Genomic DNA, 21,604 nt, shown 5'->3' with positions numbered 1-21,604 from the left:
ACCCCGGACGCGACCGACGAGGCAACCCCCGCCGACGACGCGAACGGGGGCGGTGGGGCGGACGAGTCCGCGCTGCCGGAGGCCCCCGTGTCCGGTGCGCCGGTGTCGGGGGTGCCGGTCGCCCCGCGTCAGCCTGACCTGAAAGTGCTGATCATGGCCGGTGTGTTGGGTGGGCACCCGGACGGCATCACCGCCGACAATGCGATCAACGAGAGTGGTCTGTCGGTCGTCATGGGCGACACGATCCTCGCCGCGATGGAGGTTGCCGGGGCCGCGCGTCGTCTGCCGGTTGACGACGAGGGTAACGAGTTGTGGGTCGTCGGGGACGGCGACCTCGCCACGGTGGACCCGGCCAACGCCCCGACTCACACCACGTGCCCGACCTGCGGTCACACCCGCAAGATTCGCCGCCCCTCGGCTCGGCGTACCACCGGCACCGGCCGCACGACCGGCGAGATCAACAGCGACGGGTCGGCCAGGTTGGGAAAGAACGAGTTGCGTAACCGGGTCGAGGCGTTCATGCGCGACCTCGGCCCCGGCCACGAGGTGACCCCGGGCACCGTCGCCCGTGAGATCGGCGGACGCAGCCCCGGGGCGGTCCGCAACGGCATGGACAAGCTGACCGGGGTCGGTGTGCTGATCCTGACCCGCGAGGCCCCGGAAACGTACGCCCTCGCGGACAACCCACCCGCCCCGACCGCCGAGGTTCGCGCGTTCCTGGCCCCGCCGGAGACCGACGACGCCACCGCCGCCGAGGCCAACACCGACGAGGCCGCCGCCGCGCCGGTAGCGGCCTGACCGACCACCCCGCCGGGGCCGGGCAGCCTGCCCGGCCCCGGCACCCGCACGCCCACCCGCACGCCCACCCGCACGCGCACGGAAGGAACGGACAATGACCAACCCCCACGGCCACAGCCACCACGACCACCACGCCCACGGCCCGACGGTCGCGCCGGGGTCGCTGCGCTGCCCCGAATGCGGGGAACCGGCCCGGCCAGTACCGCCGCGTGACTGGCCCCTCGACGGATTCGCCTCGCGTCCGGCCGCGTCTCACCACGACGGCACCCCGCTATGCCCGGTGCCCGGCCCGAACGGCTCGCAACCGGCCGAACCGATCGGCGTTCCGGCACGCCTGACCATGTGGCAGGCCGTACGGCAATCCTGGCTCATTCATCCTGATTGGATCGTCGCCGATCACCTCGCGTGGCTCGATGGTGAGGGCTACGACACCGGCACCCTGACCGGCGACCCGGTCGAGGTGGTCGGGCGGTGGCTGGCCGAACACCGGCGTACCGCCCCGCTGTCCCGTCCCGCCGACGACGCTCCGGTGTACGTGGTCGCCGGTGGCGACGTGGTGGCCGTGTTCGACAACGCCGACAGCGCCGGGACCCAACACGGCGTGATGGAGGCCGCTGGACTCGACACCAGCGTCTACACGCTGAGCGCGACGCAATGGGAAACCGCAGCACCGGTGCTGCGGATCGCCAATCCCGGCCTCGTCATCACCGACGCGCGGCCCGGCCGCACCGGCGAGGCGTCGTGACCCGCCCGATGCCGCCCGCCGACAAGCCCGGCATTCCGCCCGCGCTGGCCGCGCGTCCCCACGACGTGCGGCGCGGCCTGCCGATCCCGCCGGTCAACATCCACCCCGACCCGTCCGGCGGCGGGTCGCACGTGGACTTCACCACGATCAACACCACCGTCTCGACCCGCCTCGCCCTCGAACGCAAGTGCTCGCTGTGCGGCGAGCCGATGGGGTATTGGGTGGCGTTTCTTGGCGGCCCTCGTGCGGCTGAGTTGATGCGCTACGCCGACCCGCCGGGGCACCCCGAGTGCATGACCGCCGCACTGTCGCTGTGCCCCCACATCGCGCTCGGGCGGCACCGCCGCGCCCGCGCCGACCGGCCCGGCGCGGGCATCATCCCGCCGGGGTCGCACGGCGACAAACCCGACCGGCACCTGTTGGGCATCACCCGCGATTATCAAACGCGGTTCATTCCCGAACACGGATACACGGTGTACCTACCCGCCCCGTTCAAGACCGTCCACACCCATGTGTACGGCCCGGACGGGCAGCTACGGCCGGCCACCGACAGTCGGTAGGCCACGCCCGGCGGCGGGCGTCAGATTCGCCGCAGAAACCTCGATCGACTCGAATCGATCGTCTTGATCGACCCATCGAGGTAGGGAACATTGTTTGTGACGGCGCGGCCGGGGTCGCAACCCCCGGCCCGCCGCCCGCCGAAACCCAAACGACCTGGAAGGAGTGCCACCGTGGCACACGAACTCGAAACGTTCGCCAACGGCCAGACGGCGTTCGCCTCCGCGCGGCTGTCCGCCTGGCATCAGCTTGGCACCGTCGCCGAGGCGTGCATGACCGCGCAGGAGGTCATGAGCAAGGCGTGGCTCGGCGGCTGGGAGGTCCGCAAGATCGCCATCCAGGGCATCGAGATCACCGACAAGGGTGTGACCAAGATCGACTGCCCCGACAAGTACATGACCGTGCGGACGAACCCGGTCACCGGCGCCACCGAGTACCTCGGCGTGGTCGGCGAGGACTACAGCGTGGTCCAGAACGAGCAGGTCGCCGAGACGCTCAACCTCCTGGTCGATGCCTCCGGCGCTCATTTCGAGACGGCCGGCTCGATGCGCAAGGGCCGGTCGGTCTTCGTGACCATGAAGCTGCCCAAGGCGATGCGGATCGCCGGGGTGGACGACATGGACCTGTACCTCGCGGCCACCACCTCCCACGACGGCACCGCGTCGCTGCGCCTGGACGCGACCCCGGTACGGATTGTGTGTGCGAACACGCAGGCCCTCGCGTACCGGCGGTCGGTCAGCTCGTACACGTTCCGGCACACCTCGAACGTCACCAGCAAGATCGCCGAGGCGCGGCAGGCCCTCGGACTGATGTGGAAGGCGTTCCGCGACTTCGAGACCGAAGCCGAGAAGATGATCAACGAGTCGCTGACCATGGGGGAGTTCGAGAAGATCGTCGCGCAGGTGTGGCCCCTTGCCGACGACGCCTCCGACACGGCGAAGAACAACGCGAAGCAGCGCACCGCGACACTGCGGTACCTCATCCGCGACGCCGACACCCAAAAGGCGATCAAGGGCACCCGGTGGGCCGGCTACCAGGCCATCACCGAGTACATCGACCACTTCGCCCCCGCCAAGACCGACCTCGCCCGCGCCACCCGGGCGCTGACCGGTGCCGGTGCGGACCTCAAGGCCCGCGCGTTCGAGCTGCTGGCGGTCTGAGGTGGGCTGGCGTTGGTTCCGGGGTAGGCGGAAGACCTCGGCCGGCTCCGGTACCGGCGCGCACTGCGCCACCGGTACCGCGAAAGTCCGGATCGAGCCCGTCGTGACGTCACCGCCCGCCCCGATGCCCACCGTCGAGGCAATGATCGCCCTGGTCAACCAGGTGTGCGCCAACTTCGCGCGGGCCGAGGTCGCCCGCGCGATGGCCGAACACTCGACCAGCAGGGCCGAGTACGACAACTCGATCGCCCGCGCCGGGGAGTGGGACGCACTCGTCAACGAGCAGTGGCGGGCGCTGGCCAAGGCCCTTCGTGTGGGACTGCCCAAAGGGGCGCAGGTCGAGCGCTTCCAACCGGTCCGGCCACTGCCTAACGGTCACGTCGAGCTGCACCTGCACGACCCCTCGGCCCGCCGCCTCGTCGTGCTGCTCACCGGCGCGCAGGCCCTCGCCGTGGGCGCACACCTGACCGCCACCGGGGCGATCGTGCTCGACCGAATCGGTCAGCTCAATTCCGGACTTCCGCACGTGAAGGCGGCACCGCCATTCGCCCCCAACGGCACCGTCCGGCAACCGGCGACCCCGCCCGATGCCGCCGTACCGCCCGCCGACCGTCCCTGACCGCCGCAACATGCCGTGCGGCCACGGTCCGACCCCCGGCCGCGCGGCACCCCGGCGATATCCCCTTTGACTCACCACGGAGTCTCCGCATGAACCCAGAACGACTGTTCGACCTCGCGGCCGAGTTCGCCCAGGTGACCGGCAATGCTGAACGCTTCCACGCCCACGCGGCATCCACTACCAGCGACGGCCACACCGTCCACAGCAGGAGCGCCTCGAGGTGGGAGGCCATCGCCGCCCGCCGACGCGAGCACCTACGTACCGCACTGTGCGAGGGACTTCGGGGGACCGTCCACGCGGTCCCGGACGACGAGTTGCCCGTCGCCACCTGGCGACGAGGCCGCGTCGAGATCCGCGGCACCACCCTCGACGGCATCCGGACCGTACGAGTCCGCTACACCCCGGCCCAGGCCCTCGCCGCCGGAGCCGCCCTCATCGCCTGCGCCGCCATCACCGACGAGCAGGCCGGCGGCACCCTCACCGGCATCCTCGCCGCCTTCCCACCCAACCCGGCCACCGGCGACGAGTCGGCCAGCGACGAGGGAAGGCCGGCATGACGAGCTGGATCGACCCCTCGGAGAACACCGACGGCATCGGCGGCGAGCGGCAACACGCCATCAGCAGTCAGCAGCTCGCGGGCGCGCTCGCCCTGCTCGGCTCGGTCGACCCCGTGTGCGCCGAGGTGCTGGCACGACTCAACCTGCGCGTCTACCCCGGTGACGCCACGGCCGGGGACCGCACGGCGTACGTGGTGCTCGACGTGCACGACGTCTCCATCGGCGTCAAACGCCGAGCCGGCGACCTCTACCTGCACGCCGACACCACCGAGACCCCCGACGAGGTCATCACCTTCGAGATCAACGGTGGCGGCGAGACCGACCACCCGACCCGCTGACCCTTCGCATCCCGTGAACGGAGCACCGATGTACCGGTCCCTGGAAGCTGGCGACACCGCCCGGGTGATCAACCCGTCCGACGCCACCGAATACCGCCTCGGCACCGTCACCGACGTCCGCTACGCCACCCCACACACCACCTACGCACGCCGCTACACCCTGCGATTCCCCAACGGCGACGAGCGCACCTATCCGGCCGCCCACGTCGTGAGGTGCACACGAGCCGACGACCACGCCGCCCTGGAGAACGCGCTCATCAAGGCGTGCGTAGCCCTACGCCACGCCTGCCGCATCGCCCACGACTACGACCCCGATCTCAGCGGCGGAACGGCGAGCCTGCTCCGCCGACTCGTCGACCTCGCCAGCCTGCGCCTCAAGCAGACCCTCGACCCGGCGAACCCTGCTTGGCCGCACACCGGCCCCCAGAACGGAGGCGACCAGTAATGCCGCCGCACCTCCCGCACCCCGAGGAATTCACCCGTCCGCCCAAGCCGGCAGCCTTCGACACGAGTATGGCGCCGTTTGAGGAGCCGCTCTACTGCCGCCGCTGCCGTCGAGGGCTGAACATCCGCTTCAACGACCTGGGCCTCATCATCGGGTACCTGCACGCGGCCGAGCAGCGCGGCCAGCACAGCGACCACCGCCCCGAGCCTGCACCCCTCACCGAGATCCCCGATCCGATCATCGAGTGCGACTTCTGCTCCGCACCCGAGGCCGCCTGGATCTACCGATGCGCCAACCAGATCACCGACGCCCGCCGGATCACCCGGCAAGTCGTGTCCGTCAACGACTACCGATCCCGGCACCACGCGGCCAGGGTGCGCCGCACCGACACCGAGCACGCCCTCACCCAGGCGTGGGGCGAGCGGTGGACGGCCTGTCAGGGATGCGCCGACCTCATCGAGGCCCGCGACCTGTACGGGCTGATCCGCCGCGTGGCCGACGCGATGCCCGCCAAGCTCACCCGAGGCAAACACCTGATACGAACCCGAGGCGAACTGCACGACAGGTACTCCGCAGTGTTCGACACCCTCGCACCCGGCCGAGGCCAGATCACCCCCGGCCACCCGCTCGGCATCTGGCCCGACACGGCAGGAGGGGCATCATGACCGTCACGGCGCGGCACGATCCGCCCGCCTCCACCCACGCCAAGGCCCACCGCCGTACGGGGCCGGTGTGCGCAGCCGACGACGGGCCACTGACCCGCGTCACCGAGGACCCCCACCTCGTCACCTGCCCGGACTGCGAAGGACTGGCCGAGATCGACGCGCTTCCCGATGACGCGACCGCAGGCGACCTCCGCGTGATCGAGCTGCTGCGCGAGGCGAAGCGCGGCAACTTCCGCAAGATCGACGGGGTGGTGGTGGACGCGACCACCGCCGCCGCGATCCTGACCGTGTACCACGCCCTCAAACCCGCCACCCGGGCCAAACTCGCCGCCCTGCCACTGCACCGAATGGCGGACGTGGCGTGGCGGCTGCTGCGCCCGAAGCTATAACGGGGTGGTCGGTGGCCGGCGGGCGCACCCGAGGGTGCGCGCAACCCCGACCGGCCACCTCGCCCACTCCGGGCCGCCCGCGGACCAAACGACCGCTTCTACCCGGACCGGGGCGTGCCACCAATCCTACGGCGAGCCTGCCTCGACGCCACCGTGCTCGCAGGAAGCCACCCGGGGAAGGAGGATGGGCGACATGGCACGACGCGTGATCGGCGGACGAACCGCCCTCAACCGGGCCGGCGTCGCCGCGCACACCGGCGCGGCCTACTCCACCGTCAACCACTGGTACCGCCACCGCACTCGATTCGGTTTCCCCGAGGGCTTCCACCACGACGGCCGTGACTGGTTCTGGCTCGACGACGTCGAGACCTTCCACACCGAACACCAGGCAGCGAAACGCGCCGAGCTGACCAAGGTCCACCGCCGCGGCAAACCCGACGACCTCATCGGCTCCGGAGCAGCAGCCAAGATCCTCGGCTACCGCTCCTACCGCAACCTGCCCGACACCCTGCTCAACCACCCAGACCGCGTCACGAAGCTGCCAGACAACCGAACCCGCCGCCTGTGGTTCCGCCGCACAGTGTGGGCCGTGGCCGACGCCCGCACGGGCCGACAATCCACCGGCCGCACCCCCGGCACCACCGGTGCCCGCAAACCGCACCCGTACGCCGACGACTCTCGACTTCCCGCCGCCATCGCGCTCCTGGCCGAGGCCGCCCGCACTGGACGCGACCGGCGCGGCCTCGGCGTCGCGCTGGCTCAGCAGCTCGGCATCACTCAACGCACGGCGCAACGACTGCTTGCCGCCGTGTACGCGGCGAGCGGTACCTCTTCCGGGCAAACGGCTTAAGTACGAAGGGTGCCGCCGAGTCCTTCAGCCCGGCCTCGGCGGCACCCTTACTGCGAGCTGTTCAATCGCCGTCGGCGGCAGTCCGAGGCGTCGGAACCTCGATCAGGTAGCGCAGCGCGCCGTTGATGTCCGTGTCTCGGCTGTCGGTGGTGCGCTTCAGCACGTCGTACACGTCGTCAGTGACCTCGATCGTTCGGGGGCCGGGCGTTTCATCGGTCATGTGTGATCCCTTCTGGCAGCGTTTGGCGCGGTGCCCGTTGGGGCAGCCGTGCCTATCCACGCTGACCTCGACGGCGCGATCAAGACCGCCGCTGGCCCCAGACTGGGTTACGACTGACGGCTCTGTTCGAGGGCGGATCGTCGTCGATTCGCGTTTGGTGTATGTCACTGCGGGACGTCGCCTCGAATGGCCGCGTCGGCGGTGTCGGCGGCGCGGAGCAGGGCGGCGGCGAGGCCGGGAGCGTGCTCCGGGTTGAGGGTTAGTACTGCAACGGCACTGAGCGTGTCGAGCGCTGCCCGTAAAGGGACGGCGTAAACGTCGATATCATCACGGATTACAAGGAGTTGCCGTTTTAAGATGAGCTGGAAGATTGAGCCACCACCTTGCGGCAGTACGCGCGGATGGAGGTGTGGTACGATCGTTTTTTAATTCATCCAGCCAGTCGCCTCGCCCACAGATGCCGCCCACATACGCCATGCCACGTAGCGCATACTCGGGATTCAAGCGGCGCTGCAACCGCATCCTGACGGCTTGCCAGAATTCGTCACCAATCCTACTGTCGACGTGTGCAATTGCCCAGATCGCCGCGTCTGCCACGTCGGGTGGGGTGGCGACATCCAGCGCGATGCGTTCGATTGCTTTTCGTGAATCATTTCCTCCAAGCGTGCCGATGGCATGAATAATCGGCAATATAGTCGATGACTCCCTGCAAGAAAGTCGCCGATCAAGCTCGGTGATTAGAGCTGCAGCAACCGGCAGTCTATAAGGCGTAGCGGCTACCATCTGCACCGCCATGACTCGCGTGGACAACTGCGGGTGGTGCAGCATCTCGTCGAGGAGCCGCTCCAAGATGGGGTCGCTGTCCAACACATCCCGAGGGAGGCGCTGCAAGGCGCGGCAGGCGACTCGTTGGATGACCATCTGGCTCGCTACAGCTTGCATAGTTCGCCCACCAGCAATGATTGACGCCGCAGCCTTGTCCCGAAGAACCGCACGACGCAATGCGGTTGCTGCAATGCTGCCAACTGGAGGCATCCATCGTAGCAGTTCTGCTGCAGCCACTCTGCAGCCCGGCAAATGTGTATCTTCATTCAGAAGAGCAAGGGCTTCTCGGCCGAGTGCTTCTTTCTGCCTGTCGTTGAAGTGGCCTTGGGTGATCTTTTCGGCAGCGGCCCACCAGGCGCCTTGGTGGGCATGTTCGTTAAGCGGGTTAGTAGCATGACGCACGATCTGACTTGCGCTCTGCGGATGCTCCGAGGACTCGAGAAGGAGCAATGGTTCGATGAAGACTTGATTGTCGATATCGCGTACCAAGTCTCCACATGCTTGGACCACTGCGAGTTCGCTACGCGAGTCGGCGATCATGCGGCTAATTGCAACTGAGCGCAGTTGCCACTCCTCTCCATGGGAGATGGTCATCTCTAGCAGGAGTCGTCGACTGATCAAGTCCCAGGGAACTTTCCTTTTGCGAGATACGGCGAGATAGGTCGTGAGGGTGTCCCAGTCCGATCCTGTCATGGTTCCCGACTCGGCCGCATCAAGCAGGTTCGCTGTCGTAGCTCGCACATGCTCATCGTTCGGGTCAATCCGTCGGAACAGGCGTTGGGAGCCCCCTCCATGATCGACCTCTCGGTAGATCATGTCGGCGACCGAGGTCAACGATGCCGGCCGAACTCCAAGGATCTCCTCGTACCGGCGAATGACTAAGTGGTTGGCCTGCTCTGTGCCGCGTTCCCAGCGTGAGACCTGCGCTCGATCTGCTGATCTTCGGGAGCAGCCGCCACGGAACTCTTTGGCGAAGCCCTCCGCTTTGACGAGTCGTTCGTCCCAGCCGTAGAGCCGGTTGACGCGAAGTAGCCAGGCTACTCGATGCACTCGGCCCGGGATTTGATCTTCGATGGGAGAGGTGGGCTGGATCGGGCGGCCGCGACGAACACCGGATACTGCCATGTTCAGAACTCTTCAACAATCCAAGCCGGGAGTCAACACTGCGTGTACGTTCGGCTGTCAACGAAGGGAGCGACGATGCCAAAGATCATCAGGGTCATGGCGTTACTCGTAGCAATCGCCACATCTGTCGTCATACCGGCAACAGCTTCTGCGGCCCCGCCGGCAGGATACTGCTACGGTGATTACTGCTCCGGGATGGACCCAAATACCACACGGCATTACCCCTCCGGGGCCTACTGTGCCGCCGACGGGGAAACCGTTGCGCATTCGTACACGCCGAACCTGAGCTACAAGCTTGTTGAGCTGCGATGGTCCAACCGGTGTGGAACAAATTGGGTGCGAGCAAACTTTGGCCACTTCGAATGGCTGGAGGCCCGCCAGCCATGGCCGTCCTGTTCCGAACGATCCTCCGAATACAAGCAAGGCTACGTGAGCAACAATGGCTCGTACTGGTGGAGTAGGATGATTTATTCGCCCACACGCCCGGTCTACGGCAGCGCCATGGTGCTGTGGGGCTCGGAGCGCTGGCACGACACACAGACCGCTTGCGTTTAGACAATCGAGAGCATAGGTGCAGGCTCGTCGCGCTAATCATATTTGGCGACGTGTAAGGGGACTCGGCGACAGAGTTTCCTGTCGCCGAGTCCCTTCCGGCTCAACATGGCTTCTAGTACTCCAGCCGCCTTTCCGTCCGTGACGTCTGTCCTGGTCAGTGGCTGTTTGTGGTGCGATCTCACCGGTCGAGGGTGGAACTGTAGTCCTATGTAGACTCTGGTATCTGTGTCGATCAAAGAGGCGCCCGGCTGGTTGTCCCGGTTCGATGAGCTGCTGACGGTGTTGGCGCCCCGTTTCGGTCGGGTGGAGCCACGACGGCAGGCGCGGGCCTATCTGCTGGGGCTGTTGTCGCCGATCTCGGACAAGAACGGCTGGACGTTGGCCGAGGCCGCCGGTGACCGCACCCCGGACGCGATGCAACGCCTGCTGAACCGGACGGTGTGGGATCCCGACGCGGTCCGTGACGACCTGCGCGACTACGTCCGCAAGCACCTCGACCAGCCTGGTGGGGTCCTGATCGTGGACGAGACCGGGTTCATGAAGAAGGGCGTCAAGTCCGCCGGGGTGCAGCGCCAGTACTCCGGAACTGCGGGCCGGGTCGAGAACTGTCAACTCGGGGTGTTCCTCGCCTACGCCACCCCGCAGGGCAGGGTGCTGCTGGACCGGGAGTTGTACCTGCCGCAGTCCTGGTGCGACGACCTGTCACGACGACGCGAGGCCGGGATCGACGACTCGGTCACCTTCGCCACCAAGCCCGCACTCGGGCTGAGGATGCTTGCCCGGGCCCTGGACGCCGGCCTACCCGCGTCGTGGGTCACCGCGGACGAGGCCTACGGCAAGGACGGCAAGTTCCGCCTCGAACTTCAGCGACGGCACGTCGGATACGTGCTTGCCGTACCGGCGAACCAGAAGGTCCCGACCGAACGCGGTAGCGCCCGCGCCGACGCTCTGGCCGCCGCCGCGCCCGATCTGGCCTGGAAACGCCGCAGCTGCGGCGACGGCGTCAAGGGCCCCCGCATCTACGACTGGGCCGTGGCCACGCTACCCGACACCGGCACCGCCGAGCATGGCTTCGCCCGCTGGCTGCTGATCCGCCGCAGCGTCGCCAGGCCCACCGAGTTGGCCTACTACCTGTGCTACGGCCCGGCCGACACCAGCGACGAGGAACTGGTCCGGGTCGCCGGCACCCGGTGGGCGGTCGAGGAGTGCTTCCAGACGGCAAAGAACGAGGTCGGACTCGACCACTACCAGGTCCGCCGCTACGACGCCTGGTACCGCCACATAACTCTGGTTATGGTGGCCCACGCCTTCCTCGCGATCACCGCCACACACGCGGAAAAGGGGGCGCCGGAACAGGCCGGGACGGACTCATCCCACTCACCCTCGGCGAGATCCGCCGTCTCCTGGCACACCTGATCACCCAACCCCAACCAGTCGATCACATCGATCGATGGTCAACATGGCGCCGCCGACATCAGTTCCGCGCCAGAACATGCCACTACCAGCGAAGACTCCATCTGACGGAAGGGCGGCTGGAGTACTAGTTGTAGGCCGTCCTCGGCCGGGACGCTGAACTCGACGTAGGGGCGTTCCGATCGGTGCCGATCCAGCTCGGGACTTTGTCCCAGAACGCGACCCGCACGCGTGCCTCAACCAGGAGGCACGCCTGATCGTAGACGTGCACGGTGTCGGCCACACCTTGGTCCAGGAGTGCCTGGGGCGAGAAGGGACCGGCGTCATCGTGGCGGCAGTCGATACACCAGGGCGGGCAGTGCTGCGGGTGCGGTGGGCGGGCGGCGCTGGCCGCTCGGGCAGGCTCGGCTCACGTGCGACCTCCTCGCGCGTCTGATCGTGTGCGGTGACCTGACGTGGGCACGTTATACCGATGCGGTGGGGCGGGAGCCGCTGACCGAACACGCCTCCTGGCGTAGCGTGGCGAGAAGTTCCGACACGGCGCTGTTGCGGATCGAGTGGCCGTTCTGGCGTATGCGGCGTGCGAGGGCATCTCGGCTAACGGTCTGGCCTTCGCGGATTAGCTCGTCACGGGCTGCGCGGGCGGCGGGCAGCAGCGGTACGAGGTCCGGGGCAAGGTCTACATCGGCGTCGTCTGTGTCGGCGGACGATTCGTCATCGGCAGATTCCGTGTCGAGGTCATGACCAGCCTCATCGGCGTCTGATTCGTGGTCGCCTTCCCGACCTTCAGCGGTGTCAGAAGCCTCACCAAGGCCCGACTTGTCGACATCCACATCGACGTCGACAGCAGGGCACTCGGGCAGCGGCCTCTGATCGGCTGGCGGGAATCCGCTGGTGCCGGGCGAGGGCTCGACAGGCGCCGCACCGGCCCGCCCGGCCGGCGACGGTGCCGGTGGTGCCTCGGCCGGCACGGCGTGCGGTTCGCGTTCGGCTTCGCGGCGGCGGGCGGCGAGTTCTACGAGCGATACCGACGCGACGATGATCAACCCGTCCACCGAGAGCGGTAGAAGGTAGGGCACGGTGCCCGTCTCGCCGTAGCGGGCGACGACTCCGACCATGTGGTGGTAGCTGATCCATGCGGCGATGGCGGCGATGGCGGAGGCGGCGACGATTCGGATGACGCCGAGCGCGCGTCGGTGGACGGGTATGCGGGTGACCAGTTCGACGGTGATGAGTAGCGCGAGGGGTGGCCATGCCGCGATGGCCTGGGAGATCGGATTTGCCTGCGCGTGCAGGATGTTCGCGGTGACCGAGGCCGCTACGCCGAGGGCCAGTGTTGCCCGTACCGCCCACTGCATCCGTATGAGTTGGGTGTTGGTCATGGCCGCGCTCCGATGATGGGGGCGACGGGTCGGAGTTGGCGTTCGGCGACGCGGCGGGTTGCCTGTGATGGTTCGGTGTCGCCGAGGTCGGCGAGGCGTTCCTCCAGCCGCCGCAGGGTGCGTCGTACGGCGTCGGGGCGTTGCTGGCGGCCGTGGATCCGCATGATCCGCTGGTGCAGTTCCTCGTTGACGGGGTCGAGGTCGGCGGCGCGTTCGAGGGCGGCAACCGCTTGGTCGGGGTGGTCGGGTTCGAGGATTTCGGCGATGCGGGCGTGGGCGGTCAGGATCTGGTGTCGGTAGCTGGTGGCGTAGTCGGTGGCCCACGGGTGGTCGTGGCCTTCGGCGAAGTCACCCGTGTATAGGTCGGTCGCTCGGCGTAGCGCGGCGAGCGTCTCTTCGTCGTCCTCGGTGGTGGCGGCGTGGTTGATGTTGGTGAGCATCTGCCAGAGGTCCACGGTGACGGTGGCGGGGTCGAGGTGGTATCGGCCGGTGGCGGGGTCGTAGACGATGAACATGGGCTCGTCGTGGCCGGTCGCGGTCCGCAGGACTCGTCGGGCAGTGGTGATGTCGGTTCGTACGCGTTTGGCGGCGACGATGGGGTCGATGTCGGGGTGGAGGTCGGCGGTGAGCTGGTCGAGGGTGCGGCCGGCGGGGTGGGCGGCCAGGACGGTGAGGACGGTGTAGGAGCCGCTGCGCATTCCGGTGGCGATGGGGCCGGTGCGGGTGGTGACGGTGACCGGGCCGAGTACCTGGAGGCGGACCAGGGCCGTCGTGTCAGCGGTCCGGGCTGGTACCGGCTCGGTCGTCTCGGTGGGCGCCGCGGCTGGTGAGGTCTCGGTGGGCGGGTCGTCGACGTCGGTGCCGGGCTCAGGGCGGGCCAGGGTCTCGGTGAGCATGGTGAGGACGTCCGCGAGATCGTTCGCGTTGAGGGTGGACAGCTTTGCCGCCGGAAACGGGAAGTCGCCCGTGACGGTGCCTGCGTCGCTGATCTCGACGGTGGGGAGGTCGTCTTGCGCGCCGAGGATGACGGGGTGGAGGTCCAGGGTGGCGCGGTGGGTGGCGATGGCCTGGAGGCGGGCGGTGTGCCGGTTGGTGGACTCGATGAGTAGGACGTACGGGGGTTGGGTCTCGGCGTGGTCGTTGCGGGTGTTGAGGTCGGTGATCGTTTGGGCGTCGAAGGTGTCCAGCAGTCGTCGGCGGCCGATCATCTCCTCTTCGGCGTGGGTGATGGCTGCGGCGGTGTCGGCGAGCACGACGAGGCGTTCGCCGTCGTAGGCGGTGCCGTCGGGGTCCAGCCCGACCGCCGGGGTGTCGTCGGGCAGGAGTCGGGTGAGTAGGTCGGTGGTCGTGACGACCACGGGCTGCAGGGCGGCGGTCTCGGTCGCGTTGGTGGTGAGGACGGCGGCGAGGATGGCGCGGGCCGCCGGGATGGCTCCCTGACCGTGCAGGGCGATACCGGGACCGGGCAGGTGGAACAGGCTCACCTCGGCGGCTTCGGCGTCGACGCCGATCGGGGCCGGCACGGCGGGTGTGGCGGGCCGTCGGCCGCTGCTGTCGAGGTCGAGGTGGCGGCTGCCGATCGTGTTGACCCGGGCCATGGACGGTGACAGCGGGGCGGGTCGCGGCGTGATGCTGGCTGGGGTGGGAAAGGTGAGCCGGGCGCGGCGGCGTCGTTGCAGGCGCAGCAGGGCGGACACGGCGGCGATGGCGGCGGCCAGGCCGAGGCTAATCCATCCCTGGGCGGGTAGGGCGGACTGGTGTGGGGCGGTAGGCGGTGGGGTGTTGTCGGGTACCGCCGGTTTGCCCGGCCGGTTGGCCGTGGAGGGACTGTCGCGCGTGCCGGTGCCGTCGGGTGTTGTTTCGGGGGTGGAGGGTGTGGTGTCAGGTTCTGCAACGTCGTCGTCGTGATGGTTGCGGGGTGGCTGGTCGGTGTCCGGTTCGGTTGGTACGTGCGGGCGTTCGGCTGGTTGGTCGGATGTTGGTGGGGTGGGCAGGGCCAGGACCCATCCAGGTTGCAGGTGGTGGCCGCCGCGCATCTGGTAGCGAGTTTTGTTGAGGTTGTGGATCTCGGGCCATCGGTTCGGGTCGTCGAGGTGGGTGCCGGCGATACGCCACAGCGTGTCGTGGCGTCGGACTGTGACCGTGGTGTCGTGCTCGGCGGTGTTGTCCCGTTCGGTGGCCGTGTCCTGCGACGGGGCGGGGTTGTGCCGGGCGAGGTCGGTGGCCTTGTCGGGTTCGGCGCCGACGGTGGCGGTGACGGGGCCGGCGTGTGCCAGGGTGGGGGTGGCGGTAGTGACTGCGGCGGCGCCGAGCAGGGTGGCGGCGAGGCTGTGCATGGGTGCCGGCAGGCGTAGTTGTGCCAGCCACCGTCGGCGTGCGGACAGGCCGATGGCCAGTCGTGCGATGGCGGCGGCGACCAGCAGTATCCAGATTGTCCAGGCTGAGGCGGCGAGGCTGCCGGCGACGAACCCTTCTGTCAGGGGCTCGTCGATCCAGGCGATGACCGTTTGCCGGTCGGGTAGGCGGACGATTGGCGGTCCGGCCACGCGTACCAGGACCAGAGGTGTCCCGGCCAGCACCATCCCGACCATGATTGCGTCCCATATTGCTTTGAACAGCCGCATGCGGGGTCTCCTTTTTCGGTCCGCTCACGGTTGGTGGCCATGCTCGTGCAGGCCGAGCGTCGAGGGGTGGGCGGTAGGAATCGCGCCGATGGCGTTGCGCCGTGTCTTCGACGCTAGGGCGGCACGCCTGCCGGGGCCAGAGGTGTTGACCTCACAGCACCTCACACGGACCTCACACGACCTCACACCACGCTGACCAGTACCTGCGGGAGGACACCTTCACCGGCATGTTCGCCGACCAGTTGCCGCCGAGACGCGACACGGCGCTGGATGTCGTGAATCGGCGGACGCTGCTGCTGCGACCCGAGGCACGACGGCCGCTTGGAACAGCCGTTACTGCCCGTATTTGTGGATGACGTTTGGGTCGATCATCGGGTAGGAAGGTGAGGTGACGCCTGGGGAGGCACGTCTAGCGATCGATTGTGGAACGTCGTCAACGGTCGGGGTGGTGGCGTGGCCGGGTGGCGAGTGGACGGTGTTGCGGTTCGATGGTGTGCCGATGTTGCGGGGTGGGGTGTGGGTGGCGCCGGACGAGACTGTGTTCACCGGTGAGGTGGCGTGGCAGCGGGCGTCGATGGAGCCCGGCCGGTTCGTGGCGGCGCCTCTGCTGCTGACGGGTGACACCGCTGTGGTCGCGGGTGTCGAGGTGGCGGTGCTGGATCTGGTTGCGGCGGTGTTGCGTCGGGTGGCGGTTGAGGCGGCGCGGGTGGTGGGTGGTCCGGTTGGTGAGGTGCGGTTGGTGGTGCCGGCGGGTTGGGGTCCTCGTCGGCGTACGTGGTTGCGTCAGGCGGCGTATCGGGCGGGGCTGGGGCAGCCGGTGTTGGTAGAGGCGCCGGTAGCTGTCGCCGGCCAGCTCGTGGCGGGCGGTGCCCGGGTTCTGGTGGGCCAGTTCCTTCTGGTGTGCGATTTCGGTGGCGGGTTCGAGGCGACGGTGCTGCGTGGTGGCCCGCAGGGCTTCGAGGTCCTGTCTACCTTGTACGACGCCGATGCGGGCGGGTCGCGTTTGGATGAGCTGTTACTGGCCCGGTTGCGTCGGGCCGATCCGGGGCTGCCGGAGTTGTCGGAGCCGGGTGGGTGGGGTGTGTTCGTGGCGGTCCGGTCGGGGCGGGAGATGTTGTCGCGGCAGTCGGTGGTGACCGTGTTCCCGCCTGAGCCGTGGCCGGCCATGGTAGTGAGCGGTGGGGTGCTGGAGTCGATTGCCGGGCCGGTGCTGCGCAGGGCGGGTGAGGTGGCTGGTGCGGCGTTGTCGGCGGCGGAGGTCGAGCCCGGCCAGGTCGCGGGAGTGTTCTGTGTCGGTGGTGGCGCGGTAATGCCGGATGCTGTTCAGGCGGTCGCCGAAGGCACCGGTCTGGCGCCGGTAGCTGTGGAAGAGCCGGGGTTGGCGGCGGTTGTCGGCGCTGCGATGGCAGGCAGCCCTGGCCCGGGGCCGTCGGCGGCAGGTGTGGGCAACGCGGGTGGTGCGCCGGTGGATGGGGTGGGGTTGCCGTCGTTGCGGCGGGTGGTGGGGGCGGCCATACCGGTGTTCATGTCGCTGGTGGTGTTGGCGCACTTCGTGACGACCGCCGAGCTGCAGAACGGGACCAGGTTGTCCAAGTCGCCGTTGACGTATCTGTTGGCGAACTGGGGTGAGTTGGCGGTAGCCGCTGTCGCGGCGGTGGTCGGGTGCCTGTCGTTTGGTGCGGTGCTCGCGTCGGTGTTGGCCGTATCGGGGCCGCCGACGCGGCTGGTCGGGGTACGGGTGGGAACCGGCCTGGTCGCGGCAGCGGTCGCGGGCGTGTCCGTCGCCGGGTTGTACGGGGTCGGTGCGGCGTTGTTCTTCGGGATGCCACTCGAACCGTTTCTGCGGTGGTCGCTGTGGCCGGTCGTTCCGATCACGGCCGTAGCCGTCATCGGCTCGCTGATCGCCGCACGCTCGGGCCGCACCCCGGTGTCAGGCTGGCACGGCTGGCTGGCGTTCCCGCCAGGCTCGGTCGTGGCCGCGGCGGTCGGGATGATGCTGGTGCAGTACGCGATGACGACCGGCGGCACAGCTGATACAGCGCTGCTCCTGGAGGCTGCGGCCCGGGGCGGTGGTCTGCTCCTCGGGCTGGGGATGGCGTTGGCGGTGGTGTCGGGTTGGCTGGCCAGGTTGATGGTGGCGCCGCTGCTGGCGTTGTTCTGCGCGATCGTGGTGAGCGTGCAGGCGACCGGCGTGATGGCGGTGATGTACGTGGTCGCGGTGACCGTCTGGTGGCTACGACGACTGTGGCAACTGGTCCGCAGCCCGGCACAGGCCGACCAGCATGCCTGGTAGACCAAGCTGGACCACCGGCTGGGCACGACCGGCGGACGCCGCGGCTGGACCACCGGGTACGACCCGTAGTAGCAGCCGAGTCGCTTCGTACAGAGTCCGGGGCCGGCCAGTCCGGTCGATGCTCCATACGCTGGTGCCGCGCGGGTGGTGCTAGCGGTGCGCTGGCCTCAACGCCTGATGACGGCACTGTCCGTCGCCGCCCTGCTGGTCGGTCCACCGGTCGTCCTGGTGCACCTGGTCGGCTGGCCGCTGCCCCGGCACTGGCCCAGCCGGGACCAGGCGGCGACGTGGATCGCGGACCCGTTGAACGAACGAACCGTCGCCGTCGCGATCGCACTGCTCGGCTGGGCACTGTGGCTGCTCATCGTCGCGACGGTCGCCGCCCACCTGCTTGTACGGCTACAACGCACAGTGCGCTGGCTGCGCCGGATACCGGTCCCAACACCGTTACAGGCAGCGGCGAGCGGCCTCGTCGGCGCGACCGTTCTCACCGCAGCCGGCGTGGACCTTTCCCGGCCCGCTGCCGCACAGCCGTCTCCGGCGACCGGAACCCCCGCCGATCACAAGCCCGACCGGCCGACACCGACTCGGCCCGACGACAGCGATGCGGGCCGTGCACAGCTGGTGGGGGTGGAGCTGCCGGATGGCGGCTGGCTACCGTACGTGGTGGCGCAGGCGGTCGTGTCGGCGGCGGCACTGATCTGGTACCGGCGTCGACGCGACTACATACCCAACTCCCGCAACGTCGACCTGGCCCCGTTGCCAGCCACAGTCGCGGCCGTCCAAGCCACGCTCGACCCACCCGACTCCGAAACGGCAAGCTGGCGGCCACCGACACCACAACGTCCACCAGGCGGGGACGTCATCGGCCCGGTCGACCTACCCCCTGGCCTACTCCACCTCACCGGTCCCGGCGCGGCAGACGCCGGCCGAGGCCTACTCGTCGCCGCAGCTTTGACCAGGCACAACAGCCGCCACACGCTCGTCACCACCAGCTCGGACATCAACATCCTGCTAGACACCGACCCCAACGTCGGTGGGACATGGCGGGACATCCACGGGCTACTGGTCAGCGACACCCTCGACGACGCAATGACCACCTTCGACCAAGACACCAACGACCACGAACCTCAGACCGGACACGAGGGTCACCCGGCGAAGTCCACGCTGGTGCTACTGACCCATGCCTCGAGCGGCCCAGCCATCATCGATCACCCCGCCCCCCACACCAGCCCTTCACGACCGGCGACCACCGTCTTGATCGGTGAACCCGCATCCGGCGCGCCGACCTGGCACATCGCCGCGGACGGCAACTCCACGACCGGACAACGGATGTGCATACTAGGCGCAGCCTCCGCCCGAGACCTGCTCACCCTCGCCCGGCACGCCCACCCGACCGGCAGTGAACCCCACGAGAACCCGGCCGACGACCACACCACCAGACCCCACGCCAGCGGCACCGGCCCGCCCCCACCCGCCGACAGTCGCCTACGACTGACCGTCCTCGGCGAACCGAAGATCACCTGGAACGACACACCACTGACCGTCCGCCGCAACGCTGCCTGGCAGATCCTGATCCTGCTCGCCGTCCACCCAGGCGGCCTCACCAGCGAACAGATGACCGAAGCCATCTGGCCACAACTACGCCCACACACCGTCACCGGCCGCTTCTACACCACCATCAGCGAACTCCGGATAATGCTGCACACCACCACCGGCACCCAGGTCATCGACCGTGACAGCAACCGCTATCGACTACGTCCCGAGCACATCTACGTCGACCTCTGGCAACTTCATTGCAAGATCAACACGGCCGGCGACCCAGCGGTACCCACACCACCCAACCAGGCACTGCAGGCCATCATCGATGCGCCACCGGGCCTACTCGCCGCAGACCAAACCTGGCCCTGGCTGACAGCACCCCGCGAGACGATCCGCCAACACCTGATCGATGCCCACACAACCCTCGCCAACCACGCCAGCCCACACGCCGCAATCAAGCTGCTACAGCAGGCCATCGCCCTCGACCCGCTCAACAAGCACCTACACCACCAAGCGATTCAAGCTCTGGCCGCAGCCGGCCAAGATGACGCCATCCCCACCTTGATCGCCACTTACCACGAACGACTCACCCACGCGAACCTGCCCTTCAGCAACGACCTGCACGACCTGACCAGCAGCCCGGTAGCCAGGGCCCACGCCATCGAACCAGACTGACCACACCATGCCCGCCCGACGGTTCAGCAGTGGGTCGCGGGCCAGGTTCTGATCTTCTCTAGGGCTGCCTCGCAGACGGCGCCGGCCGCCAGGGGGTCATGGGCATCGTCTACCGGACCATGATCAAAGATGCGCAGACCTCGCTGCTGCCACCTCTTGACACAACCGCCCACGTGGCCGGCCGGTGATCCGATACGCGCCAGAGACCAGTCATGATCGTTCTCTACCTCATCCCGGGAACTGGACTGGACCGGACCGTCCGCTCCCGTATCACCTGAAACGACCTCGGATCCTGCTCGTACCAGGTCTCATAGCGGGGCAGGAACACCAACACCGGCGCATCCGGGGCCAACTGCCAGCCCGCGCCACCAGACCCCGCACCTGCGGCAGTTGCTCCGGCGTCAACCCATTCGCCTCGCTGGCACGGTCGACGGCCGGATCGGGGAGTTGATCGAGGCCTCAGTCGTAGGCGATGTCCACCCCCGCACTGTACGACCGAACCGACCGCGGTCGCGGCCGAGACGTCTCGCCAGCAGGGAAGAGGCCAGCCGTACCAGGTGGCCACCACCGACGGATGTGGGGCGAGGGCACTCACACCGACTCAGGGCAGATTCAGGTGGGGACCCTGTCAGCCTCTTCGCGTGCCGATGTCGAGTAGTTCGGTGGCTCGGCGACGGCGGCCCGCGCGGCTTCACTTAGCGTATGTCGGTGCGAGGTTACGCCACCGCCCGTTAGCCATGATCAGTTGCAGGCTGACCTGGTGTCGATCCAGGTCACGGCGGTAGGTGTGGCAATCGCCGGGGGCAGCCCAATCGTCGAACTGGACCTGCTCCACAAGCTCGGCCGCAATCTATTAGAAGGCCCTGCTTGACCGGGGTTGGTTTGGGGTCACTCTTTTAGAGTATCTATTATTTCCAGAGCTAATTGCTCGCTTCCTGCCGCTACGAATGCCTGCCGGCGCTCCATTGCGTCCGCAATATCTGATATGGAGTCGAGTTTATAATCAAGAGATAATGGGCGGCCTTCAAGATCCATCACGGTGCCTCCTGCAGCAGTCAGGATATAGTGGCCGGGTGCTAGATCCCAGATTGCGAAGCCTTTTGCGAACTCGACGACGGCCTCCGTGAACCCGGCAGCAACGTGACACAGGCTAACGGAGCCGAAGTCCAGTCCAATTCGTCCTCGCCGTTTGCCGTCGAGCCCCGGCATGGCGAGGGCTTCAATCAATTTACCCTTTTGGCTCAACGGAAGAAACCGCTCGACTGGTCGCATTAAGAAGTTCGTGACGATAGATTCGGACAACCCCTTGGGTGATCTGGGCGTAAGTTGACGCCGCCTGTTATCGGCTGTGGTTACGTGTGCGCGATCTATTCCATCCTCATGTCGAGACGCCACGTATAGCTGCACGTGATGATAGATGTCACCTACCACGGATGCGACCGGCCGCCTCAGTGACCGGGAGTATGCCATCACGTGCGTGTAGCCGTTGAGCGCGCGGACGGCAAGCTCGCTGGTGTCTAGTGGATCAACGAGGATGCACAGGTCCGGCTCCGGCCCGCCTCCAACGATCTGGGGCTCCGCCTCTTCCGAGGCATATACAAACGACCCTAGCCGAGCCGAGAGCAGTTCTCTGTAGCGGTCATGCATCCATAGGTCGTGTACGGAAAGGAAGTTGTCACTATGGCGCTCGTTCTCGCTCTCACCAGAATTGCCGGAGAACGCCGCCTCGATCAATCTGGGGCGAATCTCGGCTATAACTGATCGGACGACCTCGGCGAGATCGTCGCCGAGTCCTGCAAGTGCCGGTGGCGATAACATACTGTTCT

The 21,604-nt window shown here is 67.7% G+C and carries 19 protein-coding genes and 1 pseudogene; 15 read left to right on the top strand and 5 right to left on the bottom strand.

All coding sequences use genetic code 11. The features are described from left to right. The 11 genes from AB0M79_RS30135 to AB0M79_RS30085 form a co-directional block, all read left to right on the top strand. A partial coding sequence (locus tag AB0M79_RS30135; protein WP_364220165.1) for a hypothetical protein occupies positions 1–798 on the top strand: 798 nt, incomplete at its 5' end. Positions 799–892: 94 nt separating this feature from the next. Continuing rightward, positions 893–1,543: a hypothetical protein gene (locus AB0M79_RS30130; protein WP_364220162.1), complete on the top strand. Its 651-nt coding sequence runs from the start codon at positions 893–895 to the stop codon at positions 1,541–1,543. Then, positions 1,540–2,103, top strand: coding sequence for a hypothetical protein (locus AB0M79_RS30125; protein ID WP_364220159.1), 564 nt, complete (start codon positions 1,540–1,542; stop codon positions 2,101–2,103). The genes AB0M79_RS30130 and AB0M79_RS30125 overlap by 4 nt, the downstream gene beginning before the upstream one ends. Positions 2,104–2,274: 171 nt before the next feature. Then, positions 2,275–3,261 (top strand): DUF932 domain-containing protein, encoded by a 987-nt coding sequence (locus AB0M79_RS30120; protein ID WP_364220156.1) that lies wholly within the window; start codon positions 2,275–2,277, stop codon positions 3,259–3,261. 103 nt (positions 3,262–3,364) lie between these two features. Then, positions 3,365–3,880 carry a hypothetical protein gene (locus AB0M79_RS30115; RefSeq protein ID WP_364220153.1) on the top strand — a complete coding sequence of 172 codons (516 nt, stop codon included), beginning with the start codon at positions 3,365–3,367 and terminating at the stop codon, positions 3,878–3,880. A gap of 89 nt (positions 3,881–3,969) precedes the next feature. Further along, positions 3,970–4,437, top strand: a complete 468-nt coding sequence (locus AB0M79_RS30110; protein ID WP_364220151.1) for a hypothetical protein — start codon at positions 3,970–3,972, stop codon at positions 4,435–4,437. Further along, complete coding sequence (locus AB0M79_RS30105; protein WP_364220148.1) at positions 4,434–4,775, top strand: hypothetical protein; 342 nt, start codon at positions 4,434–4,436, stop codon at positions 4,773–4,775. Before AB0M79_RS30110 ends, AB0M79_RS30105 begins: the two co-directional genes overlap by 4 nt. Before the next feature lie 28 nt (positions 4,776–4,803). Then, positions 4,804–5,220, top strand: coding sequence for a hypothetical protein (locus AB0M79_RS30100; protein WP_364220145.1), 417 nt, complete (start codon positions 4,804–4,806; stop codon positions 5,218–5,220). Then, the gene (locus AB0M79_RS30095) at positions 5,220–5,885 is read left to right on the top strand and encodes a hypothetical protein (protein WP_364220142.1); all 666 of its coding nucleotides are present in this window, start codon (positions 5,220–5,222) and stop codon (positions 5,883–5,885) included. Before AB0M79_RS30100 ends, AB0M79_RS30095 begins: the two co-directional genes overlap by 1 nt. Continuing rightward, positions 5,882–6,274 (top strand): hypothetical protein, encoded by a 393-nt coding sequence (locus AB0M79_RS30090; RefSeq protein WP_364220139.1) that lies wholly within the window; start codon positions 5,882–5,884, stop codon positions 6,272–6,274. Before AB0M79_RS30095 ends, AB0M79_RS30090 begins: the two co-directional genes overlap by 4 nt. Positions 6,275–6,458: 184 nt before the next feature. Beyond that, entirely contained in the window at positions 6,459–7,124 is a 666-nt protein-coding gene (locus tag AB0M79_RS30085) for a hypothetical protein (RefSeq protein WP_364220136.1), read from the top strand. A gap of 61 nt (positions 7,125–7,185) precedes the next feature. Here the strand turns inward: AB0M79_RS30085 and AB0M79_RS30080 are convergent, their stop codons facing one another. Both AB0M79_RS30080 and AB0M79_RS30075 read right to left on the bottom strand, forming a co-directional pair. Further along, positions 7,186–7,344 (bottom strand): hypothetical protein, encoded by a 159-nt coding sequence (locus AB0M79_RS30080; protein ID WP_364220133.1) that lies wholly within the window; start codon positions 7,342–7,344, stop codon positions 7,186–7,188. 327 nt (positions 7,345–7,671) lie between these two features. Next, positions 7,672–9,294: a hypothetical protein gene (locus AB0M79_RS30075; protein WP_364220316.1), complete on the bottom strand. Its 1,623-nt coding sequence runs from the start codon at positions 9,292–9,294 to the stop codon at positions 7,672–7,674. On the opposite strand from AB0M79_RS30075, the gene AB0M79_RS30070 reads away from it, so the two are divergent. Then, entirely contained in the window at positions 9,214–9,849 is a 636-nt protein-coding gene (locus AB0M79_RS30070; RefSeq protein ID WP_364220130.1) for a DUF2690 domain-containing protein, read from the top strand. The genes AB0M79_RS30075 and AB0M79_RS30070 overlap by 81 nt on opposite strands. A 273-nt stretch (positions 9,850–10,122) precedes the next feature. After that, a pseudogene (locus tag AB0M79_RS30065) lies at positions 10,123–11,393 on the top strand (IS701 family transposase). Between the two features lie 333 nt (positions 11,394–11,726). Here AB0M79_RS30065 and AB0M79_RS30060 read toward each other — a convergent pair. Continuing rightward, positions 11,727–12,644, bottom strand: coding sequence for a DUF2637 domain-containing protein (locus AB0M79_RS30060; protein WP_364220127.1), 918 nt, complete (start codon positions 12,642–12,644; stop codon positions 11,727–11,729). Further along, positions 12,641–15,268, bottom strand: coding sequence for a BTAD domain-containing putative transcriptional regulator (locus AB0M79_RS30055; RefSeq protein WP_364220124.1), 2,628 nt, complete (start codon positions 15,266–15,268; stop codon positions 12,641–12,643). The genes AB0M79_RS30060 and AB0M79_RS30055 overlap by 4 nt, the downstream gene beginning before the upstream one ends. Positions 15,269–15,788: 520 nt before the next feature. Here AB0M79_RS30055 and AB0M79_RS30050 point away from each other — a divergent pair. Next, the gene (locus AB0M79_RS30050; RefSeq protein WP_364220121.1) at positions 15,789–17,561 is read left to right on the top strand and encodes an Hsp70 family protein; all 1,773 of its coding nucleotides are present in this window, start codon (positions 15,789–15,791) and stop codon (positions 17,559–17,561) included. Positions 17,562–17,789: 228 nt separating this feature from the next. Continuing rightward, entirely contained in the window at positions 17,790–19,778 is a 1,989-nt protein-coding gene (locus tag AB0M79_RS30045; protein WP_364220118.1) for a hypothetical protein, read from the top strand. An 888-nt stretch (positions 19,779–20,666) separates the two neighbouring features. On the opposite strand, the gene AB0M79_RS30040 is transcribed toward AB0M79_RS30045, so the two are convergent. Beyond that, positions 20,667–21,596: an inositol monophosphatase family protein gene (locus AB0M79_RS30040; protein ID WP_364220115.1), complete on the bottom strand. Its 930-nt coding sequence runs from the start codon at positions 21,594–21,596 to the stop codon at positions 20,667–20,669. Positions 21,597–21,604: the final 8 nt, after the last annotated feature.

Origin of the sequence: Polymorphospora sp. NPDC051019 (assembly GCF_040683055.1) — a bacterium.
Lineage (GTDB): Bacteria > Actinomycetota > Actinomycetes > Mycobacteriales > Micromonosporaceae > Polymorphospora > Polymorphospora lycopeni.
This window is presented reverse-complemented; position numbering and strand designations above follow the sequence as displayed.